Origin of the sequence: Micromonospora sp. RL09-050-HVF-A, from assembly GCF_019374995.1 — a bacterium.
Lineage (GTDB): Bacteria > Actinomycetota > Actinomycetes > Mycobacteriales > Micromonosporaceae > Micromonospora > Micromonospora antibiotica.
In genome coordinates this window covers 2,632,250-2,645,094 of record NZ_JAGKQP010000002.1, presented here as the reverse complement: position 1 = coordinate 2,645,094, position 12,845 = coordinate 2,632,250, and the positions used below count along the sequence as shown (strand labels likewise).

Annotated in this window: 11 protein-coding genes and 1 pseudogene; 6 read left to right on the top strand and 6 right to left on the bottom strand. The window is 72.1% G+C overall.

The features are described from left to right. The first annotated feature begins 5 nt into the window (after nucleotides 1–5). Nucleotides 6–749, top strand: a complete 744-nt coding sequence (locus J7462_RS11285; RefSeq protein ID WP_219464024.1) for a hypothetical protein — start codon at nucleotides 6–8, stop codon at nucleotides 747–749. A gap of 149 nt (nucleotides 750–898) precedes the next feature. On the opposite strand, the pseudogene J7462_RS11280 reads toward J7462_RS11285, so the two are convergent. Then, nucleotides 899–1,329 (bottom strand): annotated as a pseudogene (locus tag J7462_RS11280) (transposase family protein); the annotation flags it as partial. A gap of 234 nt (nucleotides 1,330–1,563) precedes the next feature. Here J7462_RS11280 and J7462_RS11275 point away from each other — a divergent pair. The 3 genes from J7462_RS11275 (at nucleotide 1,564) to J7462_RS11265 (ending at nucleotide 4,372) form a co-directional block, all read left to right on the top strand. Next, nucleotides 1,564–1,773 carry a hypothetical protein gene (locus tag J7462_RS11275; RefSeq protein WP_091237684.1) on the top strand — a complete coding sequence of 70 codons (210 nt, stop codon included), beginning with the start codon at nucleotides 1,564–1,566 and terminating at the stop codon, nucleotides 1,771–1,773. Between the two features lie 203 nt (nucleotides 1,774–1,976). Next, nucleotides 1,977–3,236: a M48 family metallopeptidase gene (locus tag J7462_RS11270; protein ID WP_219464023.1), complete on the top strand. Its 1,260-nt coding sequence runs from the start codon at nucleotides 1,977–1,979 to the stop codon at nucleotides 3,234–3,236. Continuing rightward, a complete protein-coding gene (locus tag J7462_RS11265; RefSeq protein WP_219464022.1) occupies nucleotides 3,233–4,372 on the top strand; it encodes a glycosyltransferase family 4 protein in 1,140 nt (379 codons plus the stop codon). The genes J7462_RS11270 and J7462_RS11265 overlap by 4 nt, the downstream gene beginning before the upstream one ends. Nucleotides 4,373–4,465: 93 nt before the next feature. Here J7462_RS11265 and J7462_RS11260 read toward each other — a convergent pair whose 3' ends face one another. The 5 genes from J7462_RS11260 to J7462_RS11240 all read right to left on the bottom strand — a co-directional run bounded on the left by J7462_RS11260 (nucleotide 4,466) and on the right by J7462_RS11240 (nucleotide 11,414). Further along, nucleotides 4,466–6,226 (bottom strand): bifunctional diguanylate cyclase/phosphodiesterase, encoded by a 1,761-nt coding sequence (locus tag J7462_RS11260; RefSeq protein WP_219464021.1) that lies wholly within the window; start codon nucleotides 6,224–6,226, stop codon nucleotides 4,466–4,468. After that, nucleotides 6,219–7,028, bottom strand: a complete 810-nt coding sequence (locus J7462_RS11255) for an SAM-dependent methyltransferase (protein ID WP_219464020.1) — start codon at nucleotides 7,026–7,028, stop codon at nucleotides 6,219–6,221. Before J7462_RS11255 ends, J7462_RS11260 begins: the two co-directional genes overlap by 8 nt. A 204-nt stretch (nucleotides 7,029–7,232) precedes the next feature. Further along, nucleotides 7,233–7,901 (bottom strand): response regulator transcription factor, encoded by a 669-nt coding sequence (locus J7462_RS11250; RefSeq protein ID WP_007072219.1) that lies wholly within the window; start codon nucleotides 7,899–7,901, stop codon nucleotides 7,233–7,235. Between the two features lie 7 nt (nucleotides 7,902–7,908). Beyond that, nucleotides 7,909–9,600 (bottom strand): GAF domain-containing sensor histidine kinase, encoded by a 1,692-nt coding sequence (locus J7462_RS11245; RefSeq protein WP_219464019.1) that lies wholly within the window; start codon nucleotides 9,598–9,600, stop codon nucleotides 7,909–7,911. Nucleotides 9,601–9,614: 14 nt separating this feature from the next. Further along, nucleotides 9,615–11,414 (bottom strand): long-chain fatty acid--CoA ligase, encoded by a 1,800-nt coding sequence (locus tag J7462_RS11240; RefSeq protein ID WP_219464017.1) that lies wholly within the window; start codon nucleotides 11,412–11,414, stop codon nucleotides 9,615–9,617. A 235-nt stretch (nucleotides 11,415–11,649) separates the two neighbouring features. Between J7462_RS11240 and J7462_RS11235 the strand changes: the two genes are divergently transcribed. Both J7462_RS11235 and J7462_RS11230 read left to right on the top strand, forming a co-directional pair. After that, complete coding sequence (locus J7462_RS11235) at nucleotides 11,650–12,102, top strand: SRPBCC family protein (protein WP_219464016.1); 453 nt, start codon at nucleotides 11,650–11,652, stop codon at nucleotides 12,100–12,102. 37 nt (nucleotides 12,103–12,139) lie between these two features. Further along, nucleotides 12,140–12,823 carry a hypothetical protein gene (locus J7462_RS11230; protein WP_219464014.1) on the top strand — a complete coding sequence of 228 codons (684 nt, stop codon included), beginning with the start codon at nucleotides 12,140–12,142 and terminating at the stop codon, nucleotides 12,821–12,823. Nucleotides 12,824–12,845: the final 22 nt, after the last annotated feature.

The window sequence follows — 12,845 nt, the reverse complement described above, 5'->3', positions numbered from 1 at the left end:
GAAAGTTGAAGCGTCGATTACTTCAATTTGCCGAAGACGTAAGGAGTGGTCGCTACCTGGACCTTTACGTCACTACTGCGGTCTCAATGTTCTTTGCTGCCTGGCTTTTGATTGGTGCAGATCTTGACGACGATATCCGATGGTCGATCCTGCTTGCTGCCATTGGAATCATAATGTTGAGGTCGATAGCGTCGACTCGGCCGCAACTTCAAGCGCGTGTTCTTCTTGATCGAAGTGCCTACGAGGAGCGCCCTATTGGTCGGGTATTCGAGAGCGCTAGGGAGGTTTCTATCTTTGCGCCAATTGGCTCGAATCTCCTTACTGTTGAGCGATGTGAATCGCTTAAAAATGGGCCACTTTCTCGACGCGGTGGTGTTGTGCGTGTGATTTTGCTGGCACCGCTCAAGTCTGATGATAAACGGGCGATGCAGCTCGACGGTCTCCTTGAGCGGTCCATCCAATCAGCTCATACAGCGCTGGCGGAGACATACGATCGGTTAAGGAGAATGAGCGAGTGGGATATGGAAGGGAAGCTGTTGGTTAAGATGATATCCTTCAATCCAGGATTTAGCTTGGTAGCGATAGACCCGACTGCTTCAGAAGGCTTCATCAATGTAGAGTTCCATGGATATAGGAGCGACTCGCTGTCGTCCAGGATGCATGTACGTCTAGATAGCAACGATCAAAAGTGGTTCCGATACTGGCTTCGTCAATTTGAAGCGATGTGGAGCGATGCTTCGGATGGCTGAGCTCCTGTTCGCCCGTGGCCGCCACGCTGGCTTAGCCTAGCTTTTGTAGCTATTTCGGTCGGCCGTCTACCCCCACCTGTCGGTTTCGCTGCTTCTAATACGATTCCGTGATGGAGGGCGGCGGCGCAGAGCCAGGCAGTGTCGCCGATCGATGCCCACACGAGCCGGCCGGCGGCATCGGCGATCACCTGCACATTCACGCCGTGGCGTTGTGCTTGCCGCTGTAGTAGGGCTTCTGCTCGGCGATCCGGTCGGTCGGGATCAGCGTGCCGTCCAGGATCGCGTATGCCAGCGGCCGGATGCGTCGCATCGCGGTGTGCAGAGTAGTTGGCTGCCGCGCTGAGCATGGCTATCGCCTCTTGGACGTAGCGCCAGGCAGTGGCGCGCCGATCTCGAAGCCAGCCGCGAGTCTGGTGTACCTGTCGCCGTTGTGTAGATGGGCGAGAGCCAGCAGCGCCTGCCGGCCGGGCGCGAGGCGCCGCCACCGGGATCGGCGCTGCTGATGGTGACTGCGGATGCGTTCGGCGAGGTGGTTCAGGGTGCGGCTGGACAACGGAATTGTGGCGGGGTAGGACAGCATGGCAAGGCTCTCGGTTTGGGGCTTCGAGTCTTGGTCGACGGCTGTCCTACCTGGAGCTTCGCACCCATCGATCACCGGGCCTGCCACACCCGCCCTGAGCTGCAGATCAGCTTGGAACAGGCTCACTGGTTGTCTGATTTTGTCGTACCCGATGGCTAGTGTCCGACCTGACCGACGGTGCTCGGGTGGTGACGATGGTCCTCCGCCCGACGCCGCACTGCGTCAGGAGGCACGATGCTCATCGACTGCGACGGTTGCCGGGTCCGGGGCGCGGGCTGCGCCGGCTGCCTGGTGACGGCCCTGCTCGACACCGACTCGCCGGCCGCCGGCCTGGGTGCCGCCGAGCACCGGGCGATCGAGGTGCTCACCCGCTCCGGCTTCGAGGTGGAGGTGCTGGCCCACGAGACCCGCCGGGCCCGGTCCACCCGCCGCCGGGTCGCCTGACCGCCACCGCCCCGCCGGAGCAGGCCCGCCGGGCCAGCGATGTCCGTGGCTGAGGGTTGCTCCGCGCGGGCCGGGTGGGGCCGGGGCACACACCGCGCCGGGGCCGCCCCGGTGGGCCATAGGATGGGCGCTCACGGCGGGAGGAGCGGCGGCATGACACGGGTACGACGCCACACCCGCAGGCCCGCTCGCGGGGCGTCGAGGTGACCCCGCGCGGTTGGGCGGTGCTCACCCTGGCGGCGTTGGTGCTGGCGCTGCTCGTGGTCGGGGCCCTGCTGGTCCCGTGGAGCCGGCCCCCGGCCCCCCGGTCCGATCAGCTCGCCGCGTTGCGTGACCTGCCCGCCGACCAGGTGGCCCGGGGGCGGGCGTTGCAGGCGGCCCTGCGCCCCGGCCGCTACACCGGGCTGGCCGTCGGGCTCGTCGTGGCGCTGCTGCTCGGGCTGACCCCGCTCGGGGCGAGACTGGTCGAGTTGGCCGGCCGGCCCTTCGGTGACCACTGGATCGCCCGCGCCGTGCTCGGCGGGATCGCCGTGGTGCTCGTCGCCGACCTGCTCACCCTGCCCTTCGCCGCCTGGCGGCAGTCGGTGCTGACCCGCTACGGGCTGAGCACCCAGGGCTGGGGCGGCTGGACGGTCGACCTGCTCAAGTCGTACGCGCTCAGCGCGGTGGTCGCCGCGGTCGTGCTGCTCGGCTTCTACACCGTCACCCGGCTCGCCCCGCGCTGGTGGTGGGCGTTCGGAGCGGCCGGCGCGGCGGGGCTGGTCGTGCTGCTCTCCTTCGTGCTGCCGGTGCTGGTGGAGCCGGTGTTCAACCGGTTCACCCCGATGGCGCAGGGGCCGCTGCGCACCGAGCTGACCGCGCTGGCCGCCCGCGACGGCGTACCGGTGCGGGATGTGCTGGTCGCGGACGCCTCCCGGCGGACCACGGCGGTCAACGCGTACGTCTCCGGTCTGGGGCCGACCCGGCGGGTGGTGGTCTACGACACCCTGCTGCGCGAGGCCACCCCCGCCGAGGTGACCAGCGTCGTCGCGCACGAGCTGGGTCACGCCAAGGACCGGGACGTCTGGACCGGCACGGTGACCGGCGCGCTGGGGGCCGCCGCCGCAGTCGTCGGGCTCTATCTGCTCGGTTCCTGGACGCCGCTGCTGCGCCGGGCCGGCGTCGATTCGATCGCCGAGCCGCGCGCGTTCGCGCTGCTGGTCGCCCTGGTGACGGTCGTCGGGCTGATCGCCGGCCCGGTGCAGGCGCTGATGTCGCGCCGGGTCGAGGCGCGGGCCGACGCGCACGCGATGGCGCTCACCGGTGACCCGGCCACCTTCGAGGCGATGCAACGCCGGCTCGCCGGGGTCAACCTGGCCGACCCCGACCCGCCCCGCTGGGCGTACCTCTGGTCGGCGTCGCATCCGTCCACCGTGGAGCGGATGGCCGCCGCCCGCGCGTACGCCCGGGAGGTCGGCCGATGAGTCGTACCCTGCTGATCACCAACGACTTCCCGCCCCGCCCCGGCGGCATCCAGTCCTTCGTGCACCACCTGGCGGTCCGCCAGCCGCCCGGCTCGGTGGTGGTCTACGCCTCCAGTTGGCGGAACACCGCCGAGTTCGACGCCGCGCAACCCTTCCCGGTGATCCGGGACGCCACCCGGGTGCTGCTGCCCACCCCACGGGTCGCCCGCCGGGCCGCCCGGCTGGCCCGCGAGCACAGCTGCGACACCGTCTGGTTCGGTGCCGCGGCCCCGCTGGGCCTGCTCGCCGGTGGGCTGCGCCGACGTGCCGGCATCCGGCGGGCGGTCGCGTTGACCCACGGCCACGAGGCCGGCTGGGCGGCCCTGCCCGGAGCCCGCACCGCGCTGCGTCGGATCGGCCGGGACACCGACGTGGTCACCTACCTCGGCGACTACACCCGGGTACGGCTGGAACGCGCCCTGCACGGCGTCACCGCGCTGCACCGGCTCGCCCCCGGGGTCGACGTGGACACCTACCACCCGGCGGTGGACGGCGCACCGGTGCGGGCCCGGCTCGGGCTGACCGACCGGCCGGTGGTGGTCTGCGTCTCCCGGCTGGTCGCGCGCAAGGGCCAGGACATGCTGATCCGGGCCCTGCCGGCGATCCGCCGTCGGGTGCCCGACGCGGCGCTGCTGGTGGTCGGGGGTGGGCCGTACCGGGCGACGCTGGAGAAGCTGGCCCGATCCACCGGTGTCGAGCAGGACGTGGTGTTCACCGGCTCGGTCCCGTGGGACGAACTGCCCGCCCACTATGCGGCCGGTGACGTCTACGCGATGCCCTGCCGCACCCGCAACCGGGGCCTGGACGTCGAGGGGCTGGGCATCGTCTATCTGGAGGCGTCGGCGACCGGGCTGCCGGTGGTGGCCGGTGACTCCGGCGGCGCACCCGACGCGGTCCGCGAGGGCGAGACCGGATATGTCGTCCCGGGCCGCGACGTCGCCCAGCTCGCCGACCGGGTGGCCACCCTGCTCGCCGACCGGGACCTGGCCCGCCAGCTCGGCGCGGCCGGCCGGGCCTGGGTGGAGAAGGAGTGGCGCTGGGAGACCCAGGCCCGTCGACTGACCGACCTGCTCGCGGGCACCACCTCACCCGGCTGAGCCGCCACTGACCGACTCCGCAGGTCGGCCCGGCCCGCCCCGGTGCGCGTCACCTCAGCGGCCGGTGCCGTGCCGGTCAGTCCGGTCGGCGGCTCAGCGGATCTGTTCGAGGATGCGGGCGGCGGGGGCGGGCCGGCCGAAGTGCCAGCCCTGGCCGGCGTCGCAGCCGATGGCACGGAGCAGGTCGGCCTGGTCGGCGGTCTCCACCCCCTCGGCGGTGACGGTCAGGTCCAGCGCGTGGGCCAGCGACACCAGCGAGGCCAGGATCCGCTCGTCGGTACGGCTGGCCGGGTCGACCTGCGGGGCACGCAGCCCGGTCACGAACTCACCGGCCATCTTCAGCTCGGTCACCGGCAGGTCCCGCAGGTAGGCCAGGTTGCTGTAACCGGTGCCGAAGTCGTCGATGGCGATCCGGACGCCCAGGTCGTTGAGCGCCCGCAGGGCCCGGACCGGATCCTCCGCGCCTGCGCTCATCATGGTGCTCTCGGTGATCTCCAGCTGGAGCCGCTCCGGCGGCAGGCCGGTCTGCGCCAGCAGCCCGCGTACCTCCTGCACCAGATCCGGGCGGTTGACCTGCCGGACGGCGAGGTTGACGCTGACGAACGGCGCCGGTCCGCCGCCGGCCGCCCAGCTCTCCGCCTCCCGGCACGCCTCGGCGAGCACCCAGCCGCCGAGCCGGACGATCAGCCCGGTCTCCTCGGCCAGCCCGATGAAGCTGCCGGGGCTCAACACCCCCAGCTCGGGGTGCCGCCAGCGGACCAACGCCTCCACCCCGAGCAGGGTGCCGTCGCGCAGCGACGTCAGCGGCTGGTAATCCAGGAAGAACTCGCCCCGGTCCAGGGCGGCGGGGATCGCCGCCGACAGGGCGTACCGGGCCAGCTCGGTGCGGTGCCGGGCCGGGTCGAACAGCGCCCACCGGGCGCCGCCGGCCGCCTTGGCCCAGTGCAGGGTGCTGTCGGCGGCCCGCATCAACTCACCGGGGGTGGTGCCGGCCACCGGCCGCTCCACGATGCCGACGCTGGCCGTGACGCTCAGCTCGTGCCCGTCGGCCAGGGCCGGCTCGCTGACCGCCGCCAGCGCCGCCTCGGCCGCCTTGACCACGTCGTCGGTGCCGCCGGTCCGCTCGACCAGGATGACGAACTCGTCACCGCCGAGCCGGGCCACCAGGTGGTCGCCGAGCGCCCGGCGCAGCCGCTGCGCCACCTGCACCAGCAGCGCGTCACCGACCTGGTGTCCGAGCGAGTCGTTGACCACCTTGAACCGGTCGAGGTCGAGGAAGCAGACCCCGACCCGGTCGGCACCCCGCCCCGGCGCGGCGATGGCGGCGGCGAGCCGGTCGGTGAACAGGGTGCGGTTGGGCAGGTCGGTGAGCGGGTCGTGGGTGGCCTGGTGGCGGAACCGGGACTCGCTGTCGCGCAGCGCCCGTTCGGCCTGCGCACGGGCCACCATCGCGGCCCGCCGGATCGACTCCTGCTCGTCGAGCGTCCGGTCGCGCAGCGCGCGGGCGTACCCGGTGGTGACGGTGGCCAGCAGCCGGGCCAGCCGGTCGGAGATGTCGTCGCCGACGAGGCCGAGGTCCCGCAACAGGCGGAGCTGGATGACCTCGACGGTACGCCCCAGCCCTTCGGCCGAGGCGATGTGCGCGGCCACCAGCTCCGCGCCCACCTGGTGACCGACGCGCGGGTCGAACGGCTCGGCCCGCAGCGCGGCGGCCAACCGTTGGGTGAGCCGTTGCAGCAACGCCTCCAGCTGGGCCTGGGTCATCGGCAGGTAGCTGGTGCCGGAGACCGCCTTGGCCCAGGCGCGGGCGAAGGTGCCCGGGCAGGACGCCCCGGTGCCCGCCGGCTCACCCATCGAGACGCCCGACGCCGCCCAGGAAGCCGGCCCGCTCGGCGTCCTCGGCGCTCTCCGGTGTCTCGGGTCGCCACTGCGGCACCCAGACCACCCCGGGATCGACCAGCGTGAAGCCGTCGAAGAACGCGGTCAGCTCGGCCCGGCTGCGGATGCACAGCGGATTGTCGGTGCGGCGGTAGACCCGTTCCGCCTCGATCCGCTCCGCCCTGCGGCGACCGTCCTCGCCGGCCTGGGAGAGGACCAGGTGACTGCCCGGGGCCAGCGCCGCGCGCAACGTCCGCAGGGTGTCCTCCGGATGGTCCGCGTGCGGGATGAAGTGCAGCACCGCCACGACCATCACGGCCACCGGCTGGGAGAAGTCGATCAGCCGGGTCACCTCGGGGTGCCGCAGGATCGCCTCCGGCCGGCGCAGGTCCTCCCGGACGACGGCGGCGTTGCGGTTGCCGGCGAGGATCTCCTGGCTGTGCGCCACGGCGACCGGATCGACGTCGACGTAGACCACCCGGGCGTCCGGAGCGGCCCGCTGGGCGATCTCGTGCACATTGCCGACGGTGGGGATGCCGGAGCCGATGTCGACGAACTGCCGGATGCCGGCGTCGCCCAGGTATTGCACCACCCGACGCAGGAACGCACGGTTGGCCTGGGCCATCAGCGGCGCGTCGGGGACCGCCTCGACCATCGCCCGGGCGGCGACCCGGTCGGCGGCGAAGTTGTGCGAGCCGCCGAGGTAGTAGTCGTACATGCGGGCGACGCTGGGGCGTTCGACGTCGATGTCGTCGGGTGCCCAGTCCGGTCGCTGCATCCCCAACCCCTTTGTCGAGTATCACCACGTGGGTCGTCGCCTGCGCGGTTCACCCGGGTATTGTGCCCGCCCATTGCCCAGGTGCAAAGACCGCGATCTGTGCGCGATCATCCCCTCACCGGGTGCGATCGAAACCTGTGGATCGCCCGGCAGGCCCGGTCCGACGAGGGACCCGGGCCTGCCGGCCTGCGGGTGGGGACCCGCTCAGAACTTCGGGGCGTCCGGCGCCTCGAGCAGACCCAACCGCAGGGCGGTCATCAACGCCTGCGCCCGGTTGGCCGCACCCAGCTTCTCGTAGAGCTTGGAGATGTGGGTCTTGGCGGTGGACTCGCTGACGAAGAGCTGCTTGGCGATGCCGGCCACGCTCATGCCGTCGGCGAGCAGCCGCAGCACCTGCCCCTCGCGGGGGGAGAGCTGCGGGCCGGACGGGGCCAGCCGACGCTTCATCGCCTCGGCCAGGTCGGCCGCGGTGAACGCGCTGGGTGAGGAGGCGGCGTGCCGGGCGGCGGCGACCACCTCGTCGGCCGGCGCGGTCTTCGGCACGAACGCGCTCGCCCCCGCCTCCAACGCGCCGAAGAGCTGGTCGTCACCGGCGTACATGGTGAGCACCACGATGCCCATCGACGCACTGGACTTGCGCAGCGCCCGGGTGGCCTCCAGGCCGCTGCCGTCGGGAAGCCGCAGATCCATGATCACGACGTCCGGTTGCAGCGCGCCGGCCTGGCGCACGCCCTCCGCCGCCGTGGCGGCCTCGCCGACGACCTCGAACTGACGGTCACGCTCGAAGGCGTGCCGCAGCCCCTTGCGGATCAGGTCGTGATCGTCGACAAGGAGGACCTTGGTACGGGTGGCCGGTGTCGGGCTTGTGGTCATCCTCGAATTACTCCACTTCTGCTGCTGCGCTGCCACGCACGTTATCGCGCCGGGGCGACGAACCCACCACCACCGCCACGGTCGTACCACTGGGTTGCCGGGGACTGATCTCCAACCGGCCCCGGATACGTTCCGCCCTCTCCGCCATGATCGCAAGGCCGTAGTGACCGTCGGTGCGCTGGTCACCGATGCCGTGACCGTCATCCGACACTTCAATTTGCGCGTACGGGGGGTCCACCTCGCAGGTGACCCAGAGATTCGACGCCCCGGCGTGCTTTCGGGCGTTGGTCACCGCCTCCTGGGCGATGCGCAGCAACTCGGCCTCGGTGGCGGCCGGCAGCCGGGCGGTCGACTCGTCCAGCGACAGGTGCACCCGCAGCCCGCCGGCCGAACCCACGGTCCGGGCGTACTCGGCGATCGCCGCCGCCAGGCCGCCGTGCCGGTCCACCTCGCTGCGCAGCTCGAACAGGCTCAACCGCAGTTCGGTGATCACCCGGGTCACCTCGCCGCGCAGGGTGCGCAGCGCCTCGGCCGTCTCCTTCGGGTCCTCGTCGACGTAGGCCAGCGCGTTGTCGATGCCGTAGCCGACCATCACCAGCTCCTGCGCCACCCCGTCGTGGATCTCCCGGGCCAGCCGCTGCCGCTCCTCGTTGGTGGCCAGCGACCGCACGTCGTCGAAGAGCAGCGCCGCCTCCAGCCGCAGCGCCGCCGGGCCGGTCAGCGCGGTCACCCGGGACACCACCGGCGGCGGGTACGCGTGTGCCGCGTCCGCCTCCAGCACCACCAGGCCGACCGTGCGGACCCCGGCGACCAGCGGAACGATCAGCGACGAGACGTCCCCGCCGGTGTGCGAGCGGGCCTGCGACCGGGCCGCGGTCTGGGGCTGCTGACTGGCCCAGGCGTCGGCGATCGCCGAGTCGGAGTCCAGCGTCGTCTCCCAGTCGACCCGGTCCACGCCGATCTGGGCGAGCACCACCAACCGCCCGCCGCCGCTGGCCGACAGCACCGCGCCCCGGTTGACGGGGGCGACGGTCCGCAGCTCCTCCAGCAGGTGCTCGGAGATGCCGCCCGGATCGAGGGTGGCCCCGGGCAGCTGCCGGGCGACCGTGCGCAGCTGGGTCAGCAGCCGGGTCGCCTCGGCGTACGGCTGGGGCTTGCCCTCGGCCCGGACCCGCATCACCTGGTGCAGCGTGCCGGCGGCGTAGAGGCCGAGCCCGGCGAGGATCAACCACTGCGCGCAGACCGCCAGGTAGCCCGGCTGGCCCAACTGCCGCCCGCCGTCGACCTCGGTGAAACCACCGGCGACCACCAGGGTGGCGGCGGTGACCCCGAGCAGCACCGCCCCCTCACGGAACTGCCGGCGCAGCGCGGTGACCGTCACCGGCACCGCCAGATAGGGCAGTACGGCCGAGGCGCCCAGCCCGCCGACCGACGAGCCGAGGGTGGCGGAGACGGCGACCTGGCTGGCGGCCAGCCCGATCACCACCGCCTCGGCGAGCCGGCTCAACGGGCCGATCAACCGGTGCTCGGGGGCCAGCAGGGCGGGTGCCCCGGCGACCGCCAACAGGGCGATCCACCAGAGCTGGGCGGGATCGCCGGTGGCGATCAGGGTCAGTGCGCCGACCAGCGCGAGCATCACCGCACGCGCGGCGGCGGCGACGGGTCGCGTCTGGGGGCGGACAGCTGTGGAGGCGGACACGTGACGGATCGTAGTCAGCCTTGGTAGATCTCCGCGATCTCGGCCGCGTACGACTTGTGCACGACCTGCCGCTTGACCTTGAGTGAGGGGGTCAGCTCGCCGGTCGCCTCGGTGAAGTCGCGGGGCAGGATGCGGAACACCTTGATCGATTCGGCCTTGGAGACGGCCAGGTTGGCGGTGTCCACCGCTCCCTGGATTTCGGCCCGCAGCCCGTCGTGCGTCACGAGCTGTTCGACCGGGGTGTCCTCGGGCAGTCCGTGCCCGGCCAGCCACTTCGGCAGGGCCTCCTCGTCGACGGTGACCAGGGCGGCGATGAACGGCTGCCGGTCACCGACCACCACGCACTGGCTGACCAGCGGATGCGCCCGGACCTGGTCCTCCAGCACGGCCGGGGCGACGTTCTTGCCGGCGGCCGTCACGATGATCTCCTTCTTGCGGCCGGTGATGCTGAGGAAGCCGTCGTCGTCGAGGTGCCCCAGGTCGCCGGTGCGGAACCAGCCGTCGGCGAGCGCCTCGGCGGTGGCCGACTCGTTCTTCCAGTAGCCCTGGAAGATCAGGTCACCGGCGATCAGGATCTCGCCGTCGTCGGCGATCCGGATGGTCACGCCGGGCAGCGGCCGGCCGACGGTGCCGATCTTCGTGCCGGTGGGCAGGTTGGCCGCGGCGGCGGGGGAGGTCTCGGTGAGGCCGTACCCCTCGCAGATGGTCACCCCGATGCCCCGGAAGAAGTGCCCGAGCCGGGCGCCGAGCGGGGCACCGCCGGAGATCGCGTCCCGGCACCGGCCACCGAGGGCGGCCCGCAGCTTCCGGTAGACCAGCCGGTCGAAGACCGCGTGCTGGGCGCGCAGCGCGAACCCGGGACCCCCCGGGGTCTCCTGCGCCTCGCTCCAGGCGATGGCGACCTTCTCCGCCCGGTCGAAGATCGCGCCCTTGCCGTCGGCCTGGGCCTTCTGCCGGGCGCCGTTGTAGACCTTCTCGAAGACCCGTGGCACCGAGAGCACGAACGTCGGCCGGAACTCCTGGAGCTGGGCGACCAGGTCCCGGGTGTCGGCGCAGTGCGCCATCGTGGCCCGGGCCTGCACCACCCCGATCTGGATGAGCCGGGCGAAGGCGTGTGCCAGGGGGAGGAACAGCAGGGTCGAGGCCCCCGGCCGGAACAGGTTCGGCAGCACCGGCACCGCGTTGGCGATGTCGGCGTACATGTTGCGGTGGGTCAGCACGCAGCCCTTGGGGCGGCCGGTGGTGCCGCTGGTGTAGATGATCGTGGCGACGTCGTCGGCGCGGACCGAGGTGCGGCGGCGCTCGATCTCGGCGGGGTCGACCGACGCTCCGGCGGCGACGATCTCGTCCACCCCGCCCAGCTCGATCTGCCAGACGTCGCGCAGCTCGGGCAGCCGGTCGCGGACCCCGGCGACCAGGGTGGCGTGGCTGTTGGTCTCCACCACCACGGCGACCGCGCCGGAGTCGGCGAGGATCCAGGCGGCCTGCTCGGCGCTGGACGTCTCGTAGATCGGGACGGTGACCGCGCCGGCCACCCAGATGGCGTAGTCGAGCAGGGTCCACTCGTAGCGGGTGCGGCTCATCAGGGCGACCCGGTCACCGGGGGCCACCCCCGCGCCGGCCAGGCCCCGGGCGACCGCCACGACCTCGTCGCGGAACTGCCGGCAGGTGACGTCGGTCCCGGCGCTGCCGTCGGCGGCGGGCCGGACGAACTGCACCGCGTCCGGGGCCGCCTCGGCGTTGTCCCAGACCGGGTCGGTCAGGTTTGCCGCGTCGCCGATGCTGACGATCGGCGGAACGGAGAACTCGCGCACCTGCACTCCCTCGTGCTCGCACTGGCCGGGCCGACCTTGGCCGGCATGGTCGAAACCTACCCGGCCGGCCCACCGAACGCCCCAGGCAGGTTGCCCGCCCCACCGGCCCGGACCCCGTCGGGGACGGCCCGGGAGCCCGCTGCGGGCCACCCCCGGCCCCGCTGCGGGGCGGCCCGGGACCCGGCTTCGGGGGTGGAGCGGGGCGGCCGGCGGAGGCGGCGGGTAGCCTCCCCCCATGGCGGACTCCTCCACCCAGTCGATCATCATCGGCGCGTCACCGGACCGGGTGGCGGCGGTCATCTGTGACTTCGCGAGTTACCCCCGGTGGACCGAGGCGGTGCGTCGGGCCGAGGTCGTCGAGGAGTACGAGGACGGCTACGCCAGCCAGGTCCGGTTCACCATCGACGCCGGGGTGATGGCCGACGAGTACGTGCTGGCCTACGAGTACGCCGAGGACCTCTCCCGCGTCGAGTGGCACCTGGTGGCACCCTCGAAGATGCAGAAGACCCAGCGTGGCTCGTACGACCTGGTCGGCAACCCGGACGGCACCTGCACGGTGACCTACACGCTTGAGGTCGAGTTGTCGGTGGGCATGCTCGGCATGTTTCGCCGCAAAGCCGAGAAAATGATCATGGATACGGCGTTGAAGCAGCTCAAGCGCCGGGTAGAAGCATCCGGTGCGGCGTAGCGACACAACGGCCGGCGACACGACGGAGGAGCCGACCATGGGCGCAACGGAACCGGGTTCGGCCCGGGAGGAAGCGGAACGGCTGGTCGCCACGCTGCTCGCGACGGCCCGGCTGGCCTCCGCCGGCACCGGGTCGGGGACGGGACCGTGGGGTCCGCTCGGTGGGATCGTCTCGGGTGTCCTCGGTCACAGTGCCGGCGCGGCCCGGCCGACCGCCGGCACCCACCGGGCGGAGGGTTTCGCCACCGGATCACCCGAGTGCTGCATCTGTCCGATCTGCCGGGCTGTCACCGCCTTGCGCGATCCCAGTCCCGAGTTCGCCGAGCGGCTCGCCACCGGCGCGGGGGACCTGGCCGCCGGAATCGCCAGCCTGATGCGGGCGTTCGCCCCGCCCGCAGGCGGGGAAGCATCCCACGGGACGCCCGGTGACGCCAGCGCGACGACAGGTCGGGGCGGCCCTTCCGATTCCGAGGCCGATCATGTGTGGCGCGAGGCCACCCGCACCGGGCATGATTCTGCGTCGGCGCCGGAGCGGGACGTCTGGTCCGCCGCCACCCGGGCGGAGGACGCGGTCGCACCGGCCGTCGCCGCACCGCCCGTCGACGACGCCGGGCCGGCCGCGCCGGCCCAGCAGGTCCGGCCCACGGCCGACGGTCACGTGGTGCCCGCCTCGCGCGCGCCGGCCGGCGCAGACGGGGACGCACCAGGCGACGGGGCCTGACCACCGGACATCCCGGCAGCGT

Bases quoted from the DNA above. Each gene is read 5' to 3' on its own strand.
- J7462_RS11275 (WP_091237684.1), top strand. From the start codon at position 1,564: ATGCTCATCGACTGCGACGGTTGCCGGGTCCGGGGCGCGGGCTGCGCC.
- J7462_RS11265 (WP_219464022.1), top strand. From the start codon at position 3,233: ATGAGTCGTACCCTGCTGATCACCAACGACTTCCCGCCCCGCCCCGGC.
- J7462_RS11260 (WP_219464021.1), bottom strand. From the start codon at position 6,226: ATGGGTGAGCCGGCGGGCACCGGGGCGTCCTGCCCGGGCACCTTCGCC.
- J7462_RS11255 (WP_219464020.1), bottom strand. From the start codon at position 7,028: ATGCAGCGACCGGACTGGGCACCCGACGACATCGACGTCGAACGCCCC.
- J7462_RS11250 (WP_007072219.1), bottom strand. From the start codon at position 7,901: ATGACCACAAGCCCGACACCGGCCACCCGTACCAAGGTCCTCCTTGTC.
- J7462_RS11235 (WP_219464016.1), top strand. From the start codon at position 11,650: ATGGCGGACTCCTCCACCCAGTCGATCATCATCGGCGCGTCACCGGAC.
- J7462_RS11230 (WP_219464014.1), top strand. From the start codon at position 12,140: ATGGGCGCAACGGAACCGGGTTCGGCCCGGGAGGAAGCGGAACGGCTG.